This window comes from Oleiagrimonas sp. C23AA (assembly GCF_011759385.1).
Classification (GTDB): Bacteria; Pseudomonadota; Gammaproteobacteria; order Xanthomonadales; family Rhodanobacteraceae; genus Oleiagrimonas.
Genome location: NZ_JAARLY010000001.1, coordinates 286,537 through 310,415 on the forward strand (window position 1 = coordinate 286,537; position 23,879 = coordinate 310,415).

At 65.4% G+C, this 23,879-nt stretch carries 19 protein-coding genes; 14 read left to right on the top strand and 5 right to left on the bottom strand.

Annotation, left to right across the window (positions count from 1 at the left end; all coding sequences use genetic code 11):
• Window positions 1–54: 54 nt before the first annotated feature.
• The 5 genes from HBF24_RS01270 (at window position 55) to HBF24_RS01290 (ending at window position 7,611) form a co-directional block, all read left to right on the top strand.
• Window positions 55–606, top strand: coding sequence for a GNAT family N-acetyltransferase (locus HBF24_RS01270; protein WP_167167751.1), 552 nt, complete (start codon window positions 55–57; stop codon window positions 604–606).
• Between the two features lie 122 nt (window positions 607–728).
• Window positions 729–4,859 carry a PAS domain S-box protein gene (locus tag HBF24_RS01275; protein WP_167167753.1) on the top strand — a complete coding sequence of 1,377 codons (4,131 nt, stop codon included), beginning with the start codon at window positions 729–731 and terminating at the stop codon, window positions 4,857–4,859.
• A 57-nt stretch (window positions 4,860–4,916) separates the two neighbouring features.
• Entirely contained in the window at window positions 4,917–5,666 is a 750-nt protein-coding gene (locus HBF24_RS01280; protein WP_167167756.1) for a ribonuclease I, read from the top strand.
• An 88-nt stretch (window positions 5,667–5,754) separates the two neighbouring features.
• A complete protein-coding gene (locus HBF24_RS01285; RefSeq protein WP_167167759.1) occupies window positions 5,755–7,026 on the top strand; it encodes an MFS transporter in 1,272 nt (423 codons plus the stop codon).
• A gap of 99 nt (window positions 7,027–7,125) precedes the next feature.
• Window positions 7,126–7,611 (top strand): peptidylprolyl isomerase, encoded by a 486-nt coding sequence (locus HBF24_RS01290; RefSeq protein WP_167167763.1) that lies wholly within the window; start codon window positions 7,126–7,128, stop codon window positions 7,609–7,611.
• 99 nt (window positions 7,612–7,710) lie between these two features.
• On the opposite strand, the gene HBF24_RS01295 is transcribed toward HBF24_RS01290, so the two are convergent.
• The 3 genes from HBF24_RS01295 to HBF24_RS01305 form a co-directional block, all read right to left on the bottom strand.
• Window positions 7,711–8,133, bottom strand: a complete 423-nt coding sequence (locus tag HBF24_RS01295; protein WP_167167766.1) for an organic hydroperoxide resistance protein — start codon at window positions 8,131–8,133, stop codon at window positions 7,711–7,713.
• A gap of 138 nt (window positions 8,134–8,271) precedes the next feature.
• Window positions 8,272–8,802 (bottom strand): C40 family peptidase, encoded by a 531-nt coding sequence (locus tag HBF24_RS01300; protein ID WP_240922038.1) that lies wholly within the window; start codon window positions 8,800–8,802, stop codon window positions 8,272–8,274.
• A gap of 105 nt (window positions 8,803–8,907) precedes the next feature.
• A complete protein-coding gene (locus HBF24_RS01305; protein WP_167167773.1) occupies window positions 8,908–9,225 on the bottom strand; it encodes a hypothetical protein in 318 nt (105 codons plus the stop codon).
• A 208-nt stretch (window positions 9,226–9,433) separates the two neighbouring features.
• Here HBF24_RS01305 and HBF24_RS01310 point away from each other — a divergent pair, with 208 nt between their 5' ends.
• From HBF24_RS01310 to HBF24_RS01345, 8 genes are all read left to right on the top strand, one after another.
• Window positions 9,434–10,132: an ATP-binding cassette domain-containing protein gene (locus tag HBF24_RS01310; RefSeq protein ID WP_240922112.1), complete on the top strand. Its 699-nt coding sequence runs from the start codon at window positions 9,434–9,436 to the stop codon at window positions 10,130–10,132.
• Window positions 10,129–11,652 carry a glycine betaine ABC transporter substrate-binding protein gene (locus HBF24_RS01315; RefSeq protein ID WP_167167776.1) on the top strand — a complete coding sequence of 508 codons (1,524 nt, stop codon included), beginning with the start codon at window positions 10,129–10,131 and terminating at the stop codon, window positions 11,650–11,652. The genes HBF24_RS01310 and HBF24_RS01315 overlap by 4 nt, the downstream gene beginning before the upstream one ends.
• Before the next feature lie 9 nt (window positions 11,653–11,661).
• Window positions 11,662–12,918 carry an FAD-dependent oxidoreductase gene (locus HBF24_RS01320; protein WP_167167779.1) on the top strand — a complete coding sequence of 419 codons (1,257 nt, stop codon included), beginning with the start codon at window positions 11,662–11,664 and terminating at the stop codon, window positions 12,916–12,918.
• 111 nt (window positions 12,919–13,029) lie between these two features.
• The gene (gene gorA, locus HBF24_RS01325; protein ID WP_167167782.1) at window positions 13,030–14,373 is read left to right on the top strand and encodes a glutathione-disulfide reductase; all 1,344 of its coding nucleotides are present in this window, start codon (window positions 13,030–13,032) and stop codon (window positions 14,371–14,373) included.
• Between the two features lie 48 nt (window positions 14,374–14,421).
• On the top strand, window positions 14,422–15,219 hold the full coding sequence (gene hutG, locus HBF24_RS01330; protein ID WP_167167785.1) for an N-formylglutamate deformylase: 798 nt from the start codon (window positions 14,422–14,424) through the stop codon (window positions 15,217–15,219).
• A gap of 154 nt (window positions 15,220–15,373) precedes the next feature.
• A complete protein-coding gene (locus HBF24_RS01335) occupies window positions 15,374–15,562 on the top strand; it encodes a hypothetical protein (RefSeq protein ID WP_167167787.1) in 189 nt (62 codons plus the stop codon).
• 80 nt (window positions 15,563–15,642) lie between these two features.
• The gene (locus HBF24_RS01340; RefSeq protein ID WP_167167790.1) at window positions 15,643–16,536 is read left to right on the top strand and encodes an NAD(P)-dependent oxidoreductase; all 894 of its coding nucleotides are present in this window, start codon (window positions 15,643–15,645) and stop codon (window positions 16,534–16,536) included.
• Between the two features lie 248 nt (window positions 16,537–16,784).
• Window positions 16,785–18,617 (top strand): GGDEF domain-containing protein, encoded by a 1,833-nt coding sequence (locus tag HBF24_RS01345; protein ID WP_167167793.1) that lies wholly within the window; start codon window positions 16,785–16,787, stop codon window positions 18,615–18,617.
• A 5-nt stretch (window positions 18,618–18,622) separates the two neighbouring features.
• On the opposite strand, the gene HBF24_RS01350 is transcribed toward HBF24_RS01345, so the two are convergent.
• Complete coding sequence (locus tag HBF24_RS01350) at window positions 18,623–19,804, bottom strand: acetate/propionate family kinase (RefSeq protein WP_167167796.1); 1,182 nt, start codon at window positions 19,802–19,804, stop codon at window positions 18,623–18,625.
• Between the two features lie 5 nt (window positions 19,805–19,809).
• The gene (locus tag HBF24_RS01355) at window positions 19,810–21,237 is read right to left on the bottom strand and encodes a bifunctional enoyl-CoA hydratase/phosphate acetyltransferase (RefSeq protein ID WP_167167799.1); all 1,428 of its coding nucleotides are present in this window, start codon (window positions 21,235–21,237) and stop codon (window positions 19,810–19,812) included.
• Window positions 21,238–21,459: 222 nt separating this feature from the next.
• Between HBF24_RS01355 and HBF24_RS01360 the strand changes: the two genes are divergently transcribed.
• Window positions 21,460–23,868, top strand: a complete 2,409-nt coding sequence (locus tag HBF24_RS01360) for a phosphoketolase family protein (protein ID WP_167167802.1) — start codon at window positions 21,460–21,462, stop codon at window positions 23,866–23,868.
• Window positions 23,869–23,879: the final 11 nt, after the last annotated feature.

Genomic DNA, 23,879 nt, shown 5'->3' on the forward strand with positions numbered 1-23,879 from the left:
AATTTTCCCCCCGCCATCAGCGCTTGGCGCTGCGACCACGCTACAATCGTGTGCATGATGATCCAGAGCGAATACCGGACCGAGCGCACCCTCATCGCCCTGGCCGGGCCGGAGGATGCGCCGGCCGTGCAGCGCCATCGCCGGGCCAATCGCGATCATCTGGGGCCGTGGGAGCCGGCGCGCGAGGAAAGCTACTATTCGCTGGAGGCCTGCCGGCGCACCATTGCCGCCGGCATCGAGGCTGCACGCACCGATCGCGGTTATCCGCTGGTGGTGTTCGACTCGGCACGCACGCGTGTGCTGGGCACCTTCACCTTCGCCAACATCGTGCGTGGCGTGTTTCAGGCCTGTCACCTGGGTTACGGTGTGGCCGTCGACTGCCAGGGCAAGGGGCTGATGTTCGAGGCGCTGACGCGCGGCATGGGCATCGCCTTTCACGATCTGGCGCTGCGCCGGGTCATGGCCAACTACATGCCGCGCAACCAGCGCAGCGCACGTCTGCTGGAACGCTTAGGGTTCGAACGCGAAGGCTATGCGCGTGAATACCTTTGCATCAACGGAGCCTGGGAAGACCACGTGCTTACTGCGCGAATCCGTGATCGCTGACAGGTTTGAGACCCCGCGGGGTGGCCGTCGCTTACCTCAGCATGTAAAACCTTAGAGGTCATCGTGCGGCCTGTGCCGGGTCGGCGCGTTGATGCACGCAGCTGTATAGGAGACGCATCACGATGGATGCGCCGTTTCCCGACGACGAAGCCGAGCGCCTTCGCGCCTTGTACGCCCTGGGAGTTCTCGATACCGACGATGAGCCCGAATACTCGGCGCTGGCGCGTATTGCCTCCCTGACCACCGATATGCCTGTGGCCCTGGTGACCTTCATCGACGCGCGACGTCAGTGGCTCAAGGCCAATGTCGGTCTTCCCGGGGTGCAGGAGACCCCTCGCGATGTCGCTTTCTGCGCTCATACGATTGCACAGGAGGGTGTCTTTGAAGTGGTCGATGCCAGCGCCGACCCGCGTTTTGCCGACAACCCCATGGTCGCCGGTGATGCTCATGTCCGGGCCTACGCCGGTGCCCCGATCACGCTAAGGAATGGTCAGCGCGTCGGCGCGGTTTGTGTCATCGACCGTCAGCCCAAGCAACTGAGCGACCATCAGAAGGACGTGCTCCTTCAGCTGGCGGCCTCGGCCGCCAGCACGCTTGATGCGCGTCGCACCGCCTTGCAGTCGTCGGGTGGCCGTGGCGCGCATCTTCGGCGATTGCTGACGGCCAGCAACGATGCCGTGCTCAGTTGCGATAGTGTCCACCGCATCAGTTTCGTCAATGACAGTGCCTGCCAATTACTGGGCCTGAAAGAAAGCCAAATGCTTGGCCGTGGCCTGGACGCGGTGCTGTCCGAGGAGGTTCAGGCCGACCAGTTGGCCGAACACGATGAATGGCTGCAAAGCGGCACCGCCACGCGATATGAGGCATTGCTGGTGCCGCTCGATGGCCATTCCATACCCGTGACCGCCACCCTGGTGCCACATGTTTCCGGGGGCGGCAAGATCGATGGCGGATATACCAAGATCTATCGGGACCTTCGCCCCAGTCACAGCGTCATTCGCCAGATCGCGCAAAGCGAGGCCCGTTTCAAGACCTTGAGCGCGGCCTCGCCACTGGGTGTTTTCCAGTGCAATGCCGAGGGTGACTGCGAGTACGTCAATGCCCGTTGGCTGGAGATGGCGCAGCTACAGCGCGAGCAGGTGATGGGGCGCGGCTGGTTGTCACCGCTGCACCCTGACGATGCCCAGCGGGTACGTGAACGCTGGCGTCGGGCACGGGATGCGCGAGAGGAGTTTGCCGACGAGTTCCGTATTCGCCGGATCGATGGCGATGAGCGCCATGTGCGCGTACGCGTGCGCCCCTTGCTTGAGGAGACCAGCCAGCTCAGCGGCTTTGTGGGTACCGTTGAAGACATCACCGAGTCGCGCCGGGTGGCGCTCGAGTTGGCCCAAGCCAAGGACAGCCTGCGTCGCTTCTATGAAAGCACGCCGGCGATGCTCTACGTGATGGATCACAACGGCCATCTGGTATACGTCAGCGACACTTGGTGCGAGCGACTGGGCTACTCGCGCGAGGAAGTGCTGGGACGTCGATCCGTGGAGTTTTTCACGCAGCGCTCGCGAGAACACGCCGAATCGGTGGGGCTGCCGCATGTCTTCGCGCAAGGGTATGCCGAACGTCTGCCTTACCAGATGCTCGACCGCCAGGGCCGATGCCTGGATGTCGAATTGTCCGCCGTGCTGCATCGCGATGCCGAGGGCCATCCTCGTCACGTGGTGACCATCCTGGATGACGTGACCGAGCGCAAGCGCGCGGAGCGCGCGCTGAAGAGCAGTCACGAGCGGCTTGAATACATCATTGATGCGACCCGGGCCGGTACCTGGGAGATCAACCTGCGCACGGGCGAGGTGTTCTGCAACCATTACTGGGCGCAGTTGGCCGGTTACAGCCTTGAGGAACTGAGCAGCCTGACATTCCCCGATGGGTGGGCTGCGCTGATGCACGAGCAGGACTACGGGCTGGTGCGAGAGGTGTTCAACAAACATGTGGTGGAGCGCACCGACTTCTATGAGTGCGAGTTGCGTCTACGCCACCGTGACGGTCCCATGGTCTGGGTACTTGAACGTGGCCGCGTGGCGACGTGGTCGGCCGATGGCTGCCCCGAGCGGGTGTTCGGTATCCACCTCAACATTGATCAGCGCAAGAAGCAGGAAGCCCAATTGCGCAAAAGTGAGGCTCTCCTTGATCGTACCGGTCGCGTTGCCGGCATTGGTGGCTGGGAACTGGATCTGGACAGCCGGGAAGTGCAGTGGTCGGAACAGACCTATCGTATCCATGGTCTGGAACCGGGCTCACGTGTGCAGGTGAGCGAAGCCCTGCAGTTCTATGCCCCCGAAGCGCGCCCGGTGATCGAGCAGGCCTTGACCCGTTCCATGGAGACCGGCGAGGGCTGGGATCTGGAGTTGCCTTTCATCAAGGCCACCGGGGAGCGCGTATGGGTGCGCGCCATGGGGCAGGTACAGATGGAAAACGGCAGGCCGTCACGGTTGATTGGCGCCTTGCAGGATATCAGCGCCAGTTACCTGATGCGTCAGGAGCTGGCCCGCCAGCACGAACTTCTTGACGTGACATTGGCGTCCATTGGCGACGGTGTGGTGACCACCGACGCCAAGGGCCGCATCACCTGGATGAACCCTGTCGCCGAGCGGCTTAGTGGCTGGGTCCTGGATGATGTAGTCGGCCGTCCTCTCAATAGCGTGCTGCACATGATCAACGAGGAAACCCGTCGCGCAGCGTTGAATCCGGTGGATGTGTGTTTGCGCGAGAATCGTGCGGTCGGACTGGAAGAAATGACGGTGCTCATCGCGCGTGATGGCAGCGAATACGGCATCGAGGATTCGGCGTCGCCGATTCGCCGAGCCGATGGCGAGGTACTGGGCGCGGTGATGGTGTTCCACGACGTGACCGAGCAGCGCCGGCTGTCACGCGAGATGAGCCATCGCGCGCAGCATGATGCGCTCACCGGACTGCTCAATCGCACCGAGTTCGAGGCCCGCCTGGCCAGGCTTTGGAGCGGCATCGAGAGTGATTCGGCTACGCATGCACTGGCCTTCATAGACCTTGACCAGTTCAAAATCGTCAACGATACCTGTGGCCATGCCGAGGGCGATCGTCTGCTGCGACAGGTGGCCAAGTTGCTTACCTCGGCCGTGCGCCAGTCCGATACCGTGGCACGCCTGGGCGGCGACGAGTTTGCGGTGCTGATGCCGCGGTGCCCCCTGGAGGGCGCCGAACGGGTCGCGGCCACCATCTGCACCTTGGTGGACAACTACCGCTTTGCGCACGAGGAGCGTGTGTTTCGTGTCGGTGCCAGTATTGGTCTGGTCAGCGTCGACGCGCGTTGGGCCAGCGTGGCCGCCATCCAGCAGGCGGCGGATGCGGCCTGTTATACGGCCAAGGAAAACGGTCGTAATCGCTATGAGGTGTGGCGGGAGAGCGAGCAGTCACTGCGGGCGCGACATGGGGACATGCAATGGACCTCGCGTATCGAGCAGGCCTTGCAGGGCAACGCGTTTGAGCTCTACGTGCAACCCATTGTCGCCGTCGATGCGCTACATGGGCGCAAGAAACCCGGCGCCGATGCTTCGCGCATGGCCGAGGTTCTGTTGCGCCTGCCCGATGGCGAGGGTGGAGTGGCCGCGGCCGCCGCCTTCATGCCCGCCGTGGAGCGATTCCATTTTGCCTCTCGGGTCGATCGCTGGGTATTGAGCCATGTGCTGGAGTGGCTGGCTGCCGGCGACAGCGTCGAGGCGGTAACCATGCTGACGGTGAACATTTCCGGTCAGTCGTTGGGGGATCGGGCGTTCCACGCTTGGGCCCTGCAGATGCTGCGGGAGGCCGGAGCGGCCACCTGCCGGCGGCTGTGCATCGAGATCACCGAAACCGCAGTGGTGACGCATTTGGCCGATGCGGCGGAGTTTTTCTTGCAATGCAAGGAGCTGGGCGTTCGCGTGGCGCTGGATGATTTCGGCGCCGGTTCATCCTCGTTTGGCTATCTCAAACGACTCAAGGTGGATTTCCTTAAGATCGATGGCCAGTTCGTGCGCGGCATGGTGGACGACCCACTGGACGAGGTGGCCGTGCGCTGCTTTGCCGAGGCGGCCCGTGTCAGTAGGTCGCAGACCATTGCTGAATACGTCGAGACGCCAGCGGTGGTCGAGCGCCTGCATGCGGTCGGTGTCGATTTTGCGCAAGGGTATCTGCCGGGTCGCCCCATGCCCCTGACACAGTGGGCGCCGGGAGAGCAAGGCTGAGGCGTGGCGCTTTGTCCGGGGTGTTGTAACGTACGCCATTTGCAGCTGGATACGATCATGAACCGTGCCATTCGCGCCCTGGCGGCGCTCGCGTTGTGTTTCACCTTGGGTGTTGTGCAGGCGCAGCCGGACAAGGTGCCGATGCCGCGCCAGCACGGCGATTTTGATCACTACACGCTGGCACTGGCCTGGTTGCCGGGCATGTGCAATGGCCACTGCACCACCGCGCAGCCCACCGACGTGCGCCTGGGTATTCACGGCCTTTGGGCCTCGCGCCCGCAATCGCTGATTCGCGCCGGCGTGGTGCCGCCAACCTACTGGCGCCATGGCTGCGAGCTGCTCGGTGGTGATGCGCGTGTGGCGCTGCCGCTGGATGCCGCCCAGCGCAAGGCCATCAGCGCCCTGATGCCGCATTTTTCCGATAGCCTGCTGGAGCACGAATTTCACAAGCACGTGCAGTGCTTTGGCTTCAACGCGCCGCGCTTTTTCGCCTACGAAATCACCTTGCGCCAGCGCATTGCCGACAGCGCGTTTGGCCAGTATCTGGCCGCGCACGCCGGCAAGATGGTCACGCGCAAAGCCGTGCTGGATGCGTTCTCCAAAACCTTTGGCGTGCATACGCGGCGCGCCTTGCAACTGCGCTGCGAGCACGACAATGGCAACGCGCAGTTGGCGCAGCTGTGGTTTACCGTGCATCGTGAAAAGCTGGGCGATTTCCCCAAGGCTGCGGCCTTCATGATGTCGCCGCAGAAGCAGGGCAATTGTCCGGCACAGCTGCGCATTCCCGACTGGCCGTCGCGCGGCTGAGTGGCCGCCGATCATTGTTACCAGTGGCGCACAGCGCTTGCCGGGCGCTGTGCTAGCCTGCTTCGATCATCGACTTCAGGGGTAAGACGTGGCCTTGTTCTCGACCTTGCGTGAGCTTGACAGCGCGCAGCGCCACACCGTGCTGGCCAGCTTTCTGGGCTGGACGCTGGATGCGTTCGACTTCTTCCTGCTGGTCTTCATCATTGACAATATCGCGCACGATTTCGGTACCAAAACCACCGAGGTCACATTCGCGATCCTGCTGACACTGGCCGCACGCCCGATCGGCGCGCTGCTGTTCGGCCGGCTGGCCGATCGCTTTGGTCGCAAGCCGGTGCTGATGGTCGATGTGATCCTGTTTTCCGTGCTGGAACTGGCCAGCGCCTTTGCGCCCAGTCTGATGGTGCTGCTGGTGCTGCGCTTTTTGTTCGGCATTGCCATGGGCGGCGAGTGGGGTATCGGCGCCTCGCTGGCCATGGAAAGCATTCCCGCCAAGAGCCGTGGGCTGGTTTCGGGCTTGCTGCAAAGCGGCTACCCGTGCGGCTATTTCATCGGCGCGCTGGCCTACTGGCTGGTGGTGGGCGTGATGGGCTTCAGCTGGCGCGGCATGTTCGTGGTAGGCGCCTTGCCCGCGCTGCTGGTGCTGTATGTGCGCACCAAGGTGCCCGAGTCGCCGGTGTGGCAGGCCGGGCAGCGCCGGCGCGAGCGGCCCAATGTGTGGCAGGCCATGCGCGGGCACTGGGGCGTGCTGGTCTACATGATGATCCTGATGGGCGGCTTCAACATGTTCAGCCACGGCTCGCAGGACATGTATCCCACCTTCCTGAAATCGCAGCTGCACTTCGGCCCGGGCACGGTGTCGGCGCTGACGGCGATTCTTAACCTGGGCGCCATCGTCGGCGGGCTGACCTTTGGTGCGTGGTCGCAGCGCATCGGGCGACGCCGCGCCATCATCATTGCCGCGCTGGCGGCCTTGCCGACCATTCCGCTGTGGACCTACGGCAATGTCATCGGGCAGTGGCTGGGCCTGGCTGCGGGCGGGCAGATCGCTTTGCTGGCACTGGGCGCGTTCCTTATCCAGTTCATGGTGCAGGGCGCCTGGGGTGTGGTGCCTACGCATTTGAACGAGCTGTCACCCAACGATGTGCGCGGCACGCTGCCGGGCTTTGCCTATCAGCTGGGCAACCTGCTGGCCGCCGCCACGGCCACTGCGCAGGCGGCGCTGGCCGAATCCCACCACGGCAATTACGCCACGGTGATGGCGCTGTGGCTGGTGGGCGTGTCGCTGCTGCTGGCCATCCTTACCTGGCTGGGGCCAGAGCGCCACAACGCGCGCTTTGTGGAGTCGGTCGAAGCGTAACCTGGCGCCATCACGGCCGGGCAGGTGACGGCGCCCGCCGCGCCCGCTACCATGCCCGGCTTTAACGTTTCCCATAAGTTTCGGCGGAGAGTAAGCAGCATGAAGGCGTCCAAAGACAGCGTCGTTGAGTTCCATTACATCTTGAGCTCCGATGGCGAGCAGGTGGAGAACTCACGTGAATCGGGCCAGCCGCTGCTGCTGTTGCTGGGCCGCGGCCAGCTGATCCCGGGCATGGAGAAGGCGCTGGAAGGCCACGAAGGCGGCGATACCTTCACGGTGGAACTGGGCCCGGACGAAGCCTATGGCGAGCGTCAGGATGGCCTGACCCAGCGCGTGCCCAAGAAATACTTCCAGAACGCGCAGCGCCTGAAGGTGGGCGATGCCACCGTGCTGCACGTGAAGGAAGGCGGCCAGCGCATCGTCACCGTGCAGAAAGTCGGCATGACCACCATCGACGTGGACCTCAACCACCCGATGGCCGGCAAGACGCTGAACTTCGAGATCGAGGTGCTGAGCGTGCGCGAGGCCACCGAGGAAGAGCTCAAGCACGGCCACGCCCACGGCGTCGGCGGTCATCAGCACTAAGCATCAAGCGCTTCGCTGGCACACAGGTGCTGCGAAAAGCAAAAAAACGGGCGCCCGGCGTATGCCGCGGCGCCCGTTTTTATTGGCCTTGATGTCAGCCTATGGGGCCAGCGACACGTCCACATCGACATTGCCGCGTGTGGCGTGCGAGTACGGGCAAATATCCCGATGCGCCGCCTCGATCAGCGTTTGCGCCATGTCGTGGTCAACGCCGCCAATATGTACATCCAGGCGCACCGTCAACCCGAAACCCGAGGCTTCGCGCGGGCCAATGCCCACATGGCAGGTCACGCTGACATCGTCATGCTTGATGTTGCGCTGCGCCGCCTCGTAGCGCACCGCGCTCTCAAAGCACGCCGCATAGCCGGCGGCAAACAGCTGCTCCGGATTGGCTCCCTCGCCACCGGCACCACCCAGTTCACGCGGCACGGAAAGGTCCAGGTCAACACGGCCATCGTCACTGCGGACATGGCCCTCACGCCCGCCCTTGGCGGTTGCAGTCGCGGTATACAGCACCTTCATCACACAGCTCCTGACAGTGGACTAGGGGCCGAGCATAGCGCTGTCGGGTGGTCGGGTGCTTTGGTCGGGGTCAAGTCGGGGGCATGACGGCTAGAATTGGTCGCATCGTCCATGTCCGACCGATTCGGGCCATATGACTCACTCAATAATCCTTCGCGCGAAGGCGAAGTGCTTGCCCCAGTAGCGGTTGGTGAGGGTGTCCAGGCGCACGGTGCCGCCGCTGTTGGGGGCGTGCACGAAACGGCCGCGGCCGACGTAGATGCCGACGTGGCTGATGCGATGGCCTTCGGTGCGGAAGAACAGCAGGTCGCCGCTGGCCAGGCGGTTCAAGCGGTGCACCTTTTGCGTGTCCATGCGTGACATGGCGTGCGAGGTGCGCGGCAGCTTGATGCCGGTCATGGTGCGGTAGACGTAATCGACCAGGCCGCTGCAATCAAAGCCCGAATCGGGCGTGTTGCCGCCCCAGTGGTAGGGCGTGCCGACCAGGCTGATGGCGCGAAACAGCACGTCGTTGGCCTCTTTGGGCGAGGCGGCGGCGTGATCGGCGTGGGTGAAGGTGCGTTGCGGTGCGCGCGCGGCGTGATGGCGCGGTGCGCTGGCGCAGGCGGCCAGCAACAGGCAGGCGCCGGTGGCAGCCAGGCGCAGGACAGTCCCGGCACGCGCGCTCAAGAAGGGGCGAGTGGGGACGGTCGGGCCAGCTAACATCGCATCGATCCGGTGAGGGCTCAATGCGATGTTAGCTCCATCAGCGACTTACGGCAAACAGGTGGGGTATTACGCGAAGTTGGTTTCGCGTGCCGGGCTTTCCACCAGCGTGAGCTTGGGGCGGGACGCTGCGGGCGCTTCCATCATGGCGGCCTGGTTCTGCGCCATCAGCTCGTTTTCAAAATGATCGGCGCGCTGACGCGCTGCATCCAGCACCGCCGCCGGCAACGGCTCGCCGGAGACGATCAGCTGCGCCAGCAGACGCCGCTGATGGGCATCGAATTCCGGATCGCGACTGGCCTCGTCCAGCACACAGGCAAGCACGGCCAGCCATCCCGATTCGGGGTTGCGCAGGGCGAGCAGGGTTTCAAAAGTGGTCGCGGACATGGGCAGTGCTTGCTTGGGATCGTGGTGTAAGAAAAGCATAATGCATGCCATCGACGAATGATATGCATTCTTTGGCGCGTGGTTGTGCGCACCGGGCGGGCTCGGGATGATGCGGGAATGGAACCTGGACGGCGCCGCCATGACTGACAATGCATCGAGCGTGCCGATGTTCGAGCTGCGCGATGCCGGCAAGCGCTATGCGGGCCAGATGGCGCTGGCGCCGATGGATCTGCGCATCGAACGCGGGCGCACCACGGCGCTGATTGGCTCCAGTGGTTCGGGCAAATCCACCGTGCTGAAACTGCTGATGGGGCTGATCTGGCCCGATCGCGGGCAGGTGTGCATGGAGGGCTCGCCACTGACGCGCCGCGCACTGACCGCGCAGCGCCGGCGCATCGGCTATGTGATCCAGGAAGGCGGCCTGTTTCCGCACCTGACCATTGCGCAGAATCTTTCTCTGCAGGCACGCTCGGTAGGCTGGGCGGCGACGCGCATTCAGGCGCGTGTGACGTCGTTGCTGGACCTTGTGCGTCTTCAGGCTGACGTATTGCGTCGCTACCCGGCCGAGCTTTCCGGCGGCCAGCGCCAACGCGTGGCGCTGGCGCGCGCGTTGATGCTTGATCCACCCGCCTTGCTGCTGGATGAGCCGCTGGGCGCGCTCGATCCGGTGGTGCGCCACGACTTGCAGGACGAGCTGGCGCGCATTTTTGCCGAGCTGAAAACCACCGTGGTGCTGGTCACGCACGACATGGCCGAGGCTGCGTTTCTGGCCTCGCGCCTGGTGCTGCTGGAGGGCGGCCGTGTGCGACAGGATGGCAGCTTTGCCGATCTACGCGACCGGCCGGCCGATGCGTTTGTCAGCCGTTTTGTCGCCTCTGGGCGCGGCCTGCCGCAGGCGGACGCATGAGGCGCGCGCTGCATTGGGTGCTGGCGGCGTGCCTGGCGTTGGGTCTGGCTCTGGCGGCATCGGCGGCGACGGCGGCCGGCGCGCCGGTGCGCATCGGCTCCAAGGCGTTTACCGAATCCATTGTGCTGGGCGAAGTGGCGCGGCTGGAGCTGAAAGCGCACAGCATTGCGGCCACGCATCAGCGCAACCTGGGTGGCACGCGCATTCTGTGGAAGGCACTGCGTCGCGGCAGTATCGATGTGTACCCGGAGTACACCGGCACGCTGGTGCAGGAGCTGCTGCCCGGTGCGCCCTCCGATGCCTCACTGGCGCAGTTGCGGGCACGGCTGAAACGGTTGGGTCTGGGCATGTCCGCCCCGCTGGGCTTCAGCGACAGCTATGCGCTGGGCATGCCGCGCAAGACCGCTCGCCAGTTGGGTATCGAGCGCATCAGCCAGCTGCGCGCGCATCCGCAGGTGCGTTACGGGCTATCCAACGAGTTCATGGATCGCGAGGACGGCTGGCGTGGTCTGGCGCGCCGCTATGGCTTGCCCACCGACCACGTGCGCAGCCTGGATCACGACCTGGCCTACAAGGCACTGGCGGCCGGCGCCATCGACGTGACCGACGTCTACACCACCGATGCGGAAATTCCCTATCAGCACCTGCGCGTGCTCACCGACGACCGGCATTTCTTCCCGTCATACCGGGCGGTGTTTTTGTATCGGCTGGATTGGGCTGCCTCGCATCCGCAGGCCTTGGCCGCGCTCAACGGCCTGGGTGGGCGTATCGACGAGGCGGCGATGCAGCGCATGAATGCGGCGGTGAAGTTGGATGGGCGCAGTGAAACGGCGGTGGCCGGGGATTTTCTGGGCGTGAAGGCGGCCTCGGGCGAGGCCGGTTTCTGGACCCGGCTGGGGCGGCGCACGCTGGAGCATCTGGCGCTGGTGGCCAGTTCACTGGGCCTGGCGATCGTGATTGCCTTGCCGCTGGGGCTGGTGGCGGCGCGCTACCGGCGGCTGGGGCAGGGCGTGATGGCGCTGACCGGCGTGTTGCAGACAGTGCCGTCGCTGGCGTTGTTCGTGTTCATGATCCCGCTGTTCGGCATTGGCGCGGCGCCGGCGATTGCCGCCTTGTTCCTCTACAGCCTGCTGCCGATCGTGCGCAATACGCATGTGGGTTTGACCGGCATTGATCCGGCGCTGCTGGCCTCGGCCGATGCGCTGGGGCTGCCGCGACGGGTGAAGCTGTGGCGCATCGATCTGCCGCTGGCGCTGCGCTCGATCCTGGCCGGCGTGAAGGTGGCCGCGGTGATCAACGTCGGCACGGCCACGCTGGGCGCGTTGATCGGCGCCGGCGGTTATGGTCAGCCGATTCTCACCGGCATCCGGCTGGATGACATGGGGCTGATCCTGCAGGGGGCGATTCCGGCGGCGGTGCTGGCACTGGCGGTGCAGGGCATCTTCGAGCTGGTCGAACGCGGCCTGGTGCCGCGCGGTTTGCGACCAGCTCGGCCACGGCGTGCCCGTGGAAGCGGGTAGAATGGCCGCATGAGCGATTCAACTAGCGATGTCATCGTCATTGGCGGTGGCGTCATCGGGCTGAGCTGTGCGCTGTACCTGCTGAAAGCAGGGGCCAGCGTGCGCGTGATCGAACGCGCCCAGGTCGGCGCCGGCGCCTCGCACGGCAATTGCGGCACCATCACGCCCAGCCATATTGCACCGATTACCGCACCGGGAGCGGTCGGGCGCGCCTTGCGTTCGCTGTGGCGTCGCGATGCGCCGCTGCATGTCAGCCCGTGGCCCGATCCGGCACGCTTTGCCTGGCTGGCCGGTATGACCAAGTTCTGCAACTGGGCCGAGTTCTCGCGCATTGCCGAGGCACGCTCGGCGCTGCTGCAACGCTCGCGCACGGTGCTGGACGAGTTGCTGGAGATCGAGCAGATCGACGCCGGCATGCAGCGCACCGGCACCTTGTACGTGTACCGCGACGGCCGCCAGCTCCAGTCCGAGCAATGGCACGCCGAGTGGCTGCAGCGCCTGGGCACCGCCGTGCAGGTGCTCGATGGCGACGAACTGGCGGCGATGGAGCCGGCGTTGGCCGATGGCGTGGCCGGCGGCTTTTTCCACCCGGATGACGCCAGCCTGCGCCCGGAAAAACTGGTGGCGGGCCTGGCCGAGCGCGTGCGTGTGCTGGGCGGGCATATCGAGGAACGCATGCCGGTGCGCCACCTGCAGACGCGCTCGCGGGCGATCACGCGGGTCGATACCAAGCGTGGACGCTTCCGCGCCGAGCGCGTGGTGCTGGCCGCCGGTGCCTGGTCGCCCAAACTGGCGCGTCAGCTCGGGCTGCATTTGCCGATGCAGCCGGGCAAGGGCTATTCGCTGACGTTCTCGCCTTCCAGCCAGATGCCGCAGCGGCCCTTGTCACTGCGCGAGGCGTCGGTGTGCGTCACCGGCTGGAGCGATGGCCTGCGCCTGGGCAGCACCATGGAGTTTTCCGGCTATGACAAGCGCATGAACACGCGGCGGCTGGAGGCAATCCGACGCGCGGCGGCCACCTATCTGAAGGTGAGCGAAGGGCCCGAGTTGACCGAGCGCTGGTGGGGCTGGCGGCCGATGGTGCAGGACGAACTGCCGCTGATCGGCCCCAGCGCGCGCTGGTCCAATCTGATGCTGGCGACCGGTCACGGCATGTTGGGTATGAGCATGGCCGCTGCCACGGCCGAGCTGGTGGCCGGCTTGTGCGCCGGACCGGCGCCGCTGCTGGACCCCTCGCCATACGCGCCGTCACGCTTCGGGCTGTGACGCGGCGCAGGGCGACTTCACGCTGAATCGTCGCATCGGTTTGACTTCGCGCCTTTTAGCCTGCCTGCTGCATCAGTCAGCTGAGCCAGACGCAACGAGGAGCTTGAAAGGATGTCAGACCGCTTTGACCTGATTGTGCTGGGCGCCGGTTCCGGTGGCCTGGCCGCCGCTTTCCGTGCCGCCCGCCATGGCGCGCGCGTGGCCTTGCTGGAGCCCAACCAACTGGGCGGCACCTGCGTCAATGTGGGATGCGTACCGAAGAAGGCCATGTGGCACGCCGCGCAGATGGCCGAGGCGCAGCAACTGGCGGTCGATTACGGTTTCGACGTCACCCCTGGTCCGCTGGACTGGTCGGCTTTTGTGAAACGGCGCCAGGCGTATATCGCCAACATCCATGCCAGTTACCACAGGCGGCTGGCCGAGGCCGATATCGAGGTCATCGCATCGCGCGGTCGTCTGTTGGGGCAGGGGCGTGTTAAGGCTGGCGAGCGTACCTTGCAGGCGCCGCATATCGTGCTGGCCACCGGGGCGCATCCCAAGCGCCTGGATGTGCCCGGTTTCGATCTGGGCATGGTTTCGGATGACTTTTTCGATCTGGATGCCTGTCCGGGCAAGGTGGCCATCGTCGGTGGTGGCTACATATCGGTGGAACTGGCCGGCGTAATGCACACGCTGGGCGCTCAGGTGGACATCTACGCGCGCGGTCATCTGATGCATGGCTTCGATGCGGAAATGGCGCTGGCGCTGGGCGAATGCATGCGCGCGCAGGGCATCGACATCCACTACCAGTGCCAGGTCAGCAAGCTGATGCGCGAGGGCGATCAGTTGTTCATGAATTGCACCGCTGGCAACCGCCTGGGGCCGTATGACAAGGTGCTATGGGCGGTGGGGCGCGTGCCCAACAGCGACAACATCGGCCTGGAGAAAGCCGGTGTCGCCTGCGATGATCAGGGCCATGTGTTGATCGACACCTTCCAGAACACCGAGGCCCATGGCATCTACGCCATCGGTGATGTCACCGACCGGCTGGCGCTGACGCCAGTGGCCATTGCCGCCGGTCGGCGTCTGGCCGACCGCCTGTTTGGCGGCCGCCGCCAGGCGCACCTGGATTATCAGAACATTCCCAGCGTGGTGTTCGCTCACCCGCCACTGGCCGGTTGTGGCATGGCCGAGGAGGATGCGCGCTCGGTCCATGGCGAGGCGGTGAAGGTGTATCGCTCGCGCTTCACCCCGATGCATCTGTCATTGTCCGACCACGGCTACCAGAGCGTGTTCAAGCTGGTCTGCGTGGGCGAAGACGAACGCGTGGTCGGCGTACATGCGCTGGGCGCCGGAGCCGAGGAATTGATCCAGGGCTTTGCCGTGGCCGTGAAGATGGGCGCGCGCAAGGTCGATCTGGACGATACCGTGGCCGTGCATCCCACCTCGGCCGAAGAAATGGTGCTGATGCGCTGACGCACCGCATCAGGACGATGGTTGCCTGTCTGGTTAGACTTTATGCCCATGAACGACATCTACCACCTGCATCGCGGCACCGCGCCGCTGTTGATCAGCCTGCCGCACGACGGCAGCTTCATTCCCGAGGCCATCGCCGGGCGCATGCGCCCGGCGGCGCGGCGCTCGCCCGACACCGACTGGCATGTGGGCCAGCTGTATGCCTTCGCGCGGGAGCTGGGCGCCAGCATCATCGCGCCGACGCATTCGCGTTATGTGATTGACCTCAACCGCCCGGCCGATGGCCATGCGCTGTATCCGGGGCGGCAGGAAACCGGGCTTGTGCCCACGATCATGTTCGATGGCGAGCCGATCTATCTGGACGGCAGGGCACCCGATGCCGAGGACATCCGTCACCGTGTGGCGCACTACTGGCAGCCCTATCACGCCGCACTCGCCGGCGAGCTGACCCGCCTGCGCGCGCTGCATCCGCGCGTGGTGCTGTGGGAAGGCCATTCCATCCGCAGCCGCGTGCCGATGCTGTTCGACGGCCAGTTGCCGGACCTCAATCTGGGCTTTGCCGATGGCGAGGCCAGCGCCATGGACCTGCGTCAGGCGCTGCAGGACGTGCTCGATCACCAGCGCGGTTTCAGCCATGTCACCGATGGCCGTTTCAAGGGCGGCTACATCACCCGTCATTTCGGACGCCCGAGTGATGGGGTGAATGCCGTACAGATGGAAATGGCCCAGCTCAATTACATGGATGAAGAGTGTTTTGAGTATCTTCCCGAACGCGCGCAGAAGGTGCAGCCACTGCTGGGCGAGTTGCTGAAAACCTGTCTGAGGGTGATGGCAAGGCCGGCATGACAACAGCTTGAGGATTTGGTTCAACGACGGCGTGAAATTGGCGTGAATTTCGTTCAGCGCCGGTTGCCGATCAAGGCGCACATTAGCGGCGCCGCGCTACCCGAGACGTCGGGTTCCGACCGGGTCCGCGGCTCAACCTCGAGAGGTTTCAATCATGCGCAAGATTGCTCTGGCCGCCGCCCTGCTGATCGCGGGCCTGTCCCTGTCCGCCGTCTCCGTGGCCGCTCCGGCCGCCAAGACCGGCACCAAGGCGACCACGCATCACGTGGTGAAGAAGCATCATCACACGCACAAGCATCACGCCAAGAAGGCCGTCAAGGCCAAGACCGCGAAGAAGAAGTAATCGCGTAAGGTGTGAAAAAGCCCCGGGTGCCGCGGCGCCCGGGGTTTTTTTGTGCCTGATGGCCGGTCTATCCTGCGCTGATGATGAAAAGGAGCGGCATCGTACTGGTCACCGGTGCGGCCGGCCGGTTAGGCCAGGCGATGCTGATGCATGGTCTGGGTGGCTCCAGGCTGCATGGTGCCGATCTGGAGCCATGTACGGCCGGGGTAGAGCGTTGCGATATCACCCGTAGCGAAGATGTGGCGGCGGCGCTGGATGGCGTGCAGGCGGTGGTGCATGCGGCGGCGCTGCATGCGCCGCACGTGGGCCTGGTCAGTGAGCGGCGTTTCATGCAGGTGAATGTCGATGCCACGCGGCGTCTGTACGAGATGGCGGCCGAGCGTGGCGTGTCGCGCTTTGTCTTCCTGAGCTCCACGGCCGTTTATGGCGCCGCGGCCACGCCGACCGGGCGTGCCGGCTGGGTGGATGAGTCGCTCGATCCCAAGCCACGCACCATCTATCACCGCAGCAAACTGATTGCCGAAGCGTGGCTGCAGGCGCAATGCAGGAGCGGTGGACCTGCCGTGCGTATTCTGCGGGTAGCGCGATGTTTTCCCGAACCGGCCCATCTGATGGCGGTGTATCGTCTGCACAGGGGCGTGGATGCACGCGACGTGGCGCGCGCCTGTGCCATGTCGCTGGGCGATACGCTGGGTCCATTCCGGCGCTGGATCATCGCCGCGCCAACGCCGTTGCAGCGCTCGGATGTGCTCGAGCTCCACGCCGACGCGGCCACCGTGTTGGCACGTCGCGCACCGCGCCTGGTCATCGCCATGCAACGTCGCGGCTGGCCGCTTCCAGTCTCGATCGACCGCGTTTACGACGCCTCTCGGGTAGGGCGCGAGCTGGGCTGGCGCGCGCGTCATGGTGCCATTTCCGTCCTGCGTGATGCCGATCACTCAAACCCTCGTGTGCTGCCGCCGGTCGCGTGTTGACGCCGTTCTGTCATCACGCACCCGATGTTCTGTCATCGCCGCGACGCATACTCGCCACCGCACCACCCAAGCACATGGAAGGCCGGTTCCGGTGTTGTCCAAACGTTTTCAGCCGGGATCGAAAATGGCCGCCGAATGCCACCTTCAGATCGCGTCAGCGCGCGGTCAAGAAAGCGACTGGGTCCAAAAAACCACGCTGGACCTGCGTAACGACCACAACACCGCATGCCTGCCACAGGATGCTCTGCATGAGTCGGTTGCCGTCCAAGCCTATGGCACAGGGGCGTTCCATGCTTGACCGGGCACTGGATCCGGGGGCACTGACCGCTCATTTCCAACCGGTGATGCGCCTTCAGACCCGGGAGGTGGTGGCTTATGAAGGGCTGATCCGTTCCACACTGGCCGGCGCCACGCTGACGCCGGTCGATCTGCTGGATCTGGCGCGTTCGCGTGGTCGTCTGGCCGAGTTCGAGTTGACCGCGGTGCAGTGCATCGCCCACGCCTTTGTTGAACGCGCGTTGCCGGGCCGGCTGCTGGTCAACCTGAGCGCGCGGGTGATCCTGCGCGATGACCTCTGCGCTGAGGACGTGTTGGAGGCACTGCGTGTACCAGGCCTTGATGCCAGCCGGGTGACCATTGAGCTGACCGAGCGCGACGTGGTCGAAAATGCCGCCGAGCTGGCCCATCGCCTGGGCTTTCTGCGCGCACGCGGTGTGCGTGTCGCGCTGGATGATTTCGGCAATGGCCATTCCAACTTCGAGATGTGGAACGAGATTCATCCGGAGGTGGTGAAGATCGACCGCTACCTGATCCACGGCCTCTCGCGCAGTGCCGAGAAACTGGCCATCGTGCGTGCGCTGTGCAGTGTGGCCGAGACGCTGGGCGCGGACCTGATTGGCGAGGGCGTGGAGGACCCGGATGATCTGCGCATGCTGGCGGAACTCAAGATTCCTTACGCGCAGGGCTTTTTCATTGGTCGCCCGGCGAAGTTTCCGACCACGCTGACCGATGCCGAGGTGGCGCAGGCATTGTTGGCCGACAGCGTACCTGTGCCGCCTCGCCATCGCGGTCCGGTGACGGTGCGGCCACTGAAGGCCGAACACCTTTTGATCCGTGCGCCAGCGGTGACCGTGCGCCAGTGCAATCGCGAGGTCGCGGACATTTTCGTCGGCAATCCCAGCCTGCACGCGCTGGCGGTGGTCGACGAGGCGCAGCGTCCGGTCGGGTTGATCAACCGGCGCTATTTCACCGAGCGCATGGCGCAGCCGTTCGCGCGCGAGCTGTTCGATCGCAAGAGCTGTAGCGCCTTCATGCAGGCGCGACCCTTGGTGTGTGATGTCGAGCAGTCGCTGCAAAGCATGGAGGCGATCCTGCGCGGTGAGGACCAGCGCTATCTGTCCGATGGCTTCATCGTCACCCGGCAGGGCGGTTATGAAGGCCTGGGCACGGGGGAATCGCTGGTACGCCGGGTGACCGAACTGCGCATCGAGGCGGCGCGCTACGCCAATCCGCTGACCTTCCTGCCGGGCAATATTCCGCTGACCCAGCATCTGGCGCGTCTGTTGGCCGCGCGCCGGCCGTTTGCGGTGGCCTATTTCGACCTCGACCACTTCAAGCCCTTCAACGACCAGTACGGTTATTTCCGCGGCGACGAGATGATCCGCCTGCTGGCCGAGACCCTTACCGGACAGCACGTGGGGCGCGATTTTGTCGGCCACGTCGGCGGTGACGACTTTGTCATGCTGTTTCAGAGCCGCGACTGGCTGGAGCGTTGCCGGGCCATGCGCGAGGCGTTCAACGCGCGTGCGCTGGACCTGTTCGACGAGGCCGATCGCCAGCGCGGCGGCATCGAGGCCGAGGATCGCCACGGTCGCGGCAGCTTCTTTCCGCTGACCACGGTGTCGGTGGGCGCGGTATGTGTGAGCGATGTCTACCCGGACAATCCAGAAGCGGTCGCCAGCATGGCCGCGCAGGCCAAGCGCATTGCCAAGCGGCGTGATGACGGCATCCACATCGTCAGCCTGCGCAGCGAACTGCACGAGGATGCCGAGCCAAACGGCGCTGACGCGCTGGAAGTCTGACTGCGCTAGAGTGCCAGCACGCGGCGCGTCTCGGCGGCGATCATGTGCTCTTCGTCGGTGGCCATCACGCGGACCTGCACGCGTGAGTCGGGCGCGCTGATCAACACCTTGTGCGCTTGATTGGCCGTCTCGTCCAATTGCACGCCAAAGGCGCCCAGTGCGGCGCAGGTGCGCGCGCGTATCGGCGCGGCGTGCTCGCCGATGCCGGCGGTGAAGACAAGTCCATCCACGCCACCAAGCACCGCGACCAGGGCACCGATCTCACGCACCAGTCGGTACACGAAAAGATCCACGGCGCGTTCGGCGGCCGGATCGTGCGAGGCCAGCAACGTGCGCATGTCGGCATCGATGCCCGACACGCCGAGCAGGCCGCTGCGCTTGTAGAGCAGCTCCTGCACGTCATCGGCCGAGAGGCCTTCGTGCTGTAGCAGATACAGCACCACGCCGGGGTCGAGCCGTCCGCAGCGCGTGCCCATGACCAGCCCGTCCAGCGCGGTGAAGCCCATGCTGGTGTCCTGGCTGTGTCCATGGCGCATGGCGCAGACGCTGGCGCCGTTGCCCAGGTGCGCGACGATGACTCGCCCGGCCGCCAGCTCGGGCGCTTGCTGGCGCAGGCGTTCGGCGATGTAGGCATAGGAAAGGCCGTGGAAACCATAGCGACGCACGCCGTCCTGGTACATCGGGTCGGGCAGCGCGAAGCGCTTGGCGTGCTCGGGCATGGCGTGGTGAAAGGCGGTATCGAAACAGGCCACCTGCGCCAGTTTCGGGCGATGCGCGGCCACCGCGCGCACCGGCTCCAGGTTGTGCGGCAAGTGCAGCGGCGCCAATGGGACAAGCGCCTGGATAGCGGCGATCAGCGCCGGCGTCAGGCGTTGTGGGCGATCATGTTCGGGGCCGCCATGCACGATGCGATGCCCCACGCCGACCAGCCGGTCGCCGCCCAGGTGGCTGTCGCACCAGTCCAGCACGTGGCCGAGCAGGGTGTGAAAGCCGCTGCCGTGGTGGGCCCAGCGCTGCTCGTGCACGCAATGGCCATCGCGGTCGTGAACAGTCAGGTGCGGCGCCTGCGTGATCGATTCCAGCTGGCCGCGTGCGTGCAGGTCCAGCGCGTCGTTTGCGCCCAGTCCATACAGGGCGAATTTCAGGCTGGATGAGCCGGCGTTGAGGGTGAGCAGGGCGCGGGTCATGGGCGTCATGCCGCCTGCGGGGCGCGGTCGGCCCGGTAGGCCAGCATCACGCCGACCGCGCACGAGGCGATGCGGGTGCGTTCGTTGTCGGCGCGGCTGGTCAGCACGATGGGTACGCGCGCGCCCAGCACGATGCCGGCGGCGTCGGCGCCAGACAGCAGGATCAGCTGCTTGGCCAGTGAATTGCCGGCCTCCAGGTTGGGCACCAGCAGAATGTCGGCCTGACCGGCGACGGGCGAGATGATGCCCTTGTCGGCGGCCGCTTCCGGACTGACCGCGTTGTCGAAGGCCAGCGGGCCGTCCAGTACCGCGCCATGGATCTGACCGCGCTCGGCCATCTTGCACAGCGCGGCGGCATCCAGGGTGGAACTGAGCTGGGGGTTGACCGTTTCCACCGCCGAAAGCAGCGCCACGCGCGGCCAACCGATGCCGATGACATGGGCCAGGTCGATGGCGTTCTGCACGATGTCACGCTTGGCGGCCAGGTCCGGCGCGATATTGATGGCGGCATCGGTGACCAGCAGCGGGCGCGGGTAGCGCGGCACATCCATCAGGTAGACATGGCTCAAGCGTCGCTCGGTACGCAGCGTGCTGTCGTGCGCCAGCACCGCGTGCAGCAGCTCATCGGTGTGCAGCGCGCCCTTCATCAGCATGGCGGCACGGCCCTCGCGGACCAGTTGCACGGCGCGCCGCGCAGAGTCGGGCGCATGCTCGGCATGGATGATCTCGAAGCGGCTGATATCCAGCCCCGCTTCTTTGGCCGCCTGCTCGATAGCCGGTCTTGGGCCGACCAGAAGGGGGATGATCAGGCCGGCAGCATCGGCATCGACAGCGGCACGCAAGGCATGTTCGTCGCAGGCATGGGCAATGGCCGTGGCCACCGCCGGTAGTTCCTCGGCGGCAGCCAAAAGGGCGCGGTAGCGACGATGACGGCTCAGGTGCAGCTCCGGCAGCTCGATGCGCGGCCGGCGGATTTTCTCGCGGGGAGCGCGTACGCGCGCGGTACCGGTGATCACCGGCAGACCGTGCTGGTTCACGCAGCGGCAGGCCAGGGTCAGGTCGCCGTGCTTTTCCTCGCGAGCGGTTACCGTCACCGTGGCGGTGATGGTGTCGCCCAGGCCCACCGGGTGCACGAACTTCAGGTCCTGCGAAAGGTAAATGGTGCCGGGCCCGGGCAACTGCGTGCCCAGCACGTTGGAAATGAGTCCGGCTTCCAGCATGCCGTGCGCGACGATGTGATGGAATGGATCGTTGCGGGCGTAGTCGGCATCCAGGTGAGCCGGGTTCACGTCCCCGGAGATCATGGCGAACAGTTCCACGTCGCGCCGGGTAACCGTGCGCGAGACGCTGGCACTGTCGCCCACGGCGATTTCGTCGAAGGTACGGTTTTCGATATAGGCCGGCGGCTGGGCCGGTGTTGAGACAAGGCTCATGGCAGGTCCTGACGGGCGGGGTGGCGCATGGCAACAGAGCCGGACTCCGTCGCGGCACAAAGCGTAGGCATCGCGGCATGTGGGCCGCTTGATATGGGTCAACCGGAGGCGCGGTGACATGTCCTCAAATGCTGGACGTCTTCACACGATTGACTTGCGTCAATACAGGCGCCGGGGTCGCTGCGAACAATGGTCAGCACGCCCTCACTCCAGGAAATGACGATGTCCAGTCAGTCGCACCACACGCTCGATAAAGACGATCTTGCCTGGGTGGAACGCTGGTGGCGGGCCACCAATTACGTGGCGGCCGCGCAGATTTTCTTGAAAGACAATGTGCTGCTGCGCGAGCCGTTGGAAGCCGAACACATCAAGCCGCGGCTGCTCGGTCACTGGGGCACCAGCCCCGGCCTGAACCTGCTTTACACCCATTTGCTGCGTGCCGCCCGCGAGCATCAGCTGCACCCGTTGTTCGTGGCAGGCCCCGGCCATGGCGCGCCGGCGGTGCTGGCCAACGTGTGGCTGGAAGGCAGCTATGCAGAGGTCGAACCGTCGCTGGAGCGCAGTGCGTTGGGTCTGCACCGGCTGTGCCGGCAGTTTTCCACGCCGGGTGGGGTGTCCAGCCATGTCGGCCCGCACATGCCCGGCTCGCTGCACGAAGGCGGTGAACTGGGCTATGGCTTGCTGCATGCCTTCGGGGCGGTGTTCGACCATCCCGAGTTGCTGGCGCTGGCGGTGGTCGGCGATGGCGAGGCCGAGACCGGCCCGGCCAGCGGCGCCTGGAAGTCGATCCACTACCTCAACCCCGGCCGTGACGGTGCGGTGCTGCCGGTGCTGCACCTCAATGGCTGGCGCATTGCGGCGCCGACCGTGTTCGGGCGCATGGACGATGCCGCGCTGGTCAAGCACTTCGAGGGACTGGGCTATCGCGTGCTGGTGGTGGCCGGCGAGGAGCCGCAGGCCGTACACCAGGCGCTGGCCTCGGCGATGGACAGCGCCATGGCCGATATCAAGGCCATCCAGGCGCGCTGGCGTGGCCAGCAGGATGCGCACGAATGCACGCCGGGCTGGCCGATGATCATCCTGCGCACGCCCAAGGGCTGGACCGGTCCCAAGCAGGTGGACGGGCACCCGGTCGAAGGCAGCTTTCGCTCGCACCAGGTGCCGTTGACGCGCGCACGCTCCGATGAAAAACAGCGCCAGCAACTGGCCGAGTGGCTGACCAGTTACCGGCCCAAGGAATTGTTCGACGAGCACGGGCGGCCCCGTCCGGAGCTGCTGCAGGGGCTGCCTGGCGCCTCCTATTTGCCGGGCCGTTGCGCGGCCGCCAACGGTGGACGGCGCCGCGTCGACCTGAACCTGCCGGCGCTGGATACGGCGGCAGTGCGCGTGGACGGACCGGGACAGGTCGATGCCGAGTCCACGCGGGCTTTGGGCGTATGGCTGCGCGAGCTTCTGGTGGCCAACGCGCGCCATCACAACGTGCGCATGTTCTGCCCGGACGAATGGGCGTCCAACCGTCTGGATGCGGTGTTCGAGGTGACCGCGCGCTGCACTATGCAGCCGATCCGCGCCTCGGACGAGGCGCTCAGCCAGGACGGACGCGTCATGGAGGTGCTGTCCGAGCACTGCTGCGAGGGCTGGCTGGAGGGCTACACGCTGACCGGCCGCTACGGTCTGTTCGCCTGTTACGAAGCCTTTGCGCCGATTGTCGACAGCATGATCAACCAGCACGTGAAATGGCTGAAGGCCGCCAGCGAGGTGGCCTGGCGACGGCCAGTGCCGGGTCTGAATATCCTTTTGACCTCGCACACCTGGCGCCAGGACCACAATGGCTACAGCCACCAGGGGCCGGGCTTCATCGACAACGTGCTCAACCGCAAGCATCGCCACGTGCGTGTGTATCTGGCGCCCGATGCCAACTGTCTGCTGTCGGTGGCGCGCCACACCTTCGCCTCCAGTGATCGCATCAACCTGATCATCGCCGGCAAGCAGCCCATGCCGCAGTGGCTGCCGATTGAGCAGGCCGATGCCCATTGCGCAGCCGGTGCCTCGCGCTGGCACTTTGCCGAGGGCGGCAACGCCGAGTATCCGGAAGTGGTGCTGGCCTGCGCCGGTGACCTGCCGACGCTGGAAGTGATGGCGGCTGCCGACCTTTTGCGCCGCCATGTGCCCGGCTTTTCGTTCCGCGTCGTCAATGTGGTCAACCTGCTGGCGCTGGCGCATCCGCTGGATCATCCGGACGGCCTGGCCGAGGCCGAGTACGAGGCTTTGTTCGGGCAGCGTGAGCCGGTGCTGTTCGCCTTCCATGGGTATCCGCACGTGATCGACGGCCTGGCGCAGACCCGTGGCCATGGTGCGCGTTTTCACAGTGAGGGCTATCGCGAGGAAGGCACCACCACCACCCCGTTCGACATGGTGGTGCGCAACCGGGTCAGCCGTTATCACCTGGCACGCCAGGCGCTGGACCTGGCCGGTCGCGACGACGCGCCGGCACAGGCGCTGCGCGAACACTGCGAGCACCTGCTGGCCACCCACGAGGCGTATATCCGCGAGCATCTGGAAGACATGCCGGCGGTGACCGAATGGCGCTGGCCGCGCCACACCACGGCCGATGGCGCCGGCCATGTCTGAGGCGAAAGTGG

Coding starts and splice junctions, on each gene's coding strand:
- HBF24_RS01270 (WP_167167751.1), top strand. CDS start 55: ATGATGATCCAGAGCGAATACCGGACCGAGCGCACCCTCATCGCCCTG.
- HBF24_RS01275 (WP_167167753.1), top strand. CDS start 729: ATGGATGCGCCGTTTCCCGACGACGAAGCCGAGCGCCTTCGCGCCTTG.
- HBF24_RS01280 (WP_167167756.1), top strand. CDS start 4,917: ATGAACCGTGCCATTCGCGCCCTGGCGGCGCTCGCGTTGTGTTTCACC.
- HBF24_RS01290 (WP_167167763.1), top strand. CDS start 7,126: ATGAAGGCGTCCAAAGACAGCGTCGTTGAGTTCCATTACATCTTGAGC.
- HBF24_RS01295 (WP_167167766.1), bottom strand. CDS start 8,133: ATGAAGGTGCTGTATACCGCGACTGCAACCGCCAAGGGCGGGCGTGAG.
- HBF24_RS01305 (WP_167167773.1), bottom strand. CDS start 9,225: ATGTCCGCGACCACTTTTGAAACCCTGCTCGCCCTGCGCAACCCCGAA.
- HBF24_RS01310 (WP_240922112.1), top strand. CDS start 9,434: ATGGCGCTGGCGCCGATGGATCTGCGCATCGAACGCGGGCGCACCACG.
- HBF24_RS01315 (WP_167167776.1), top strand. CDS start 10,129: ATGAGGCGCGCGCTGCATTGGGTGCTGGCGGCGTGCCTGGCGTTGGGT.
- HBF24_RS01320 (WP_167167779.1), top strand. CDS start 11,662: ATGAGCGATTCAACTAGCGATGTCATCGTCATTGGCGGTGGCGTCATC.
- gorA (WP_167167782.1), top strand. CDS start 13,030: ATGTCAGACCGCTTTGACCTGATTGTGCTGGGCGCCGGTTCCGGTGGC.
- hutG (WP_167167785.1), top strand. CDS start 14,422: ATGAACGACATCTACCACCTGCATCGCGGCACCGCGCCGCTGTTGATC.
- HBF24_RS01335 (WP_167167787.1), top strand. CDS start 15,374: ATGCGCAAGATTGCTCTGGCCGCCGCCCTGCTGATCGCGGGCCTGTCC.
- HBF24_RS01340 (WP_167167790.1), top strand. CDS start 15,643: ATGATGAAAAGGAGCGGCATCGTACTGGTCACCGGTGCGGCCGGCCGG.
- HBF24_RS01345 (WP_167167793.1), top strand. CDS start 16,785: ATGAGTCGGTTGCCGTCCAAGCCTATGGCACAGGGGCGTTCCATGCTT.
- HBF24_RS01350 (WP_167167796.1), bottom strand. CDS start 19,804: ATGACCCGCGCCCTGCTCACCCTCAACGCCGGCTCATCCAGCCTGAAA.
- HBF24_RS01355 (WP_167167799.1), bottom strand. CDS start 21,237: ATGAGCCTTGTCTCAACACCGGCCCAGCCGCCGGCCTATATCGAAAAC.
- HBF24_RS01360 (WP_167167802.1), top strand. CDS start 21,460: ATGTCCAGTCAGTCGCACCACACGCTCGATAAAGACGATCTTGCCTGG.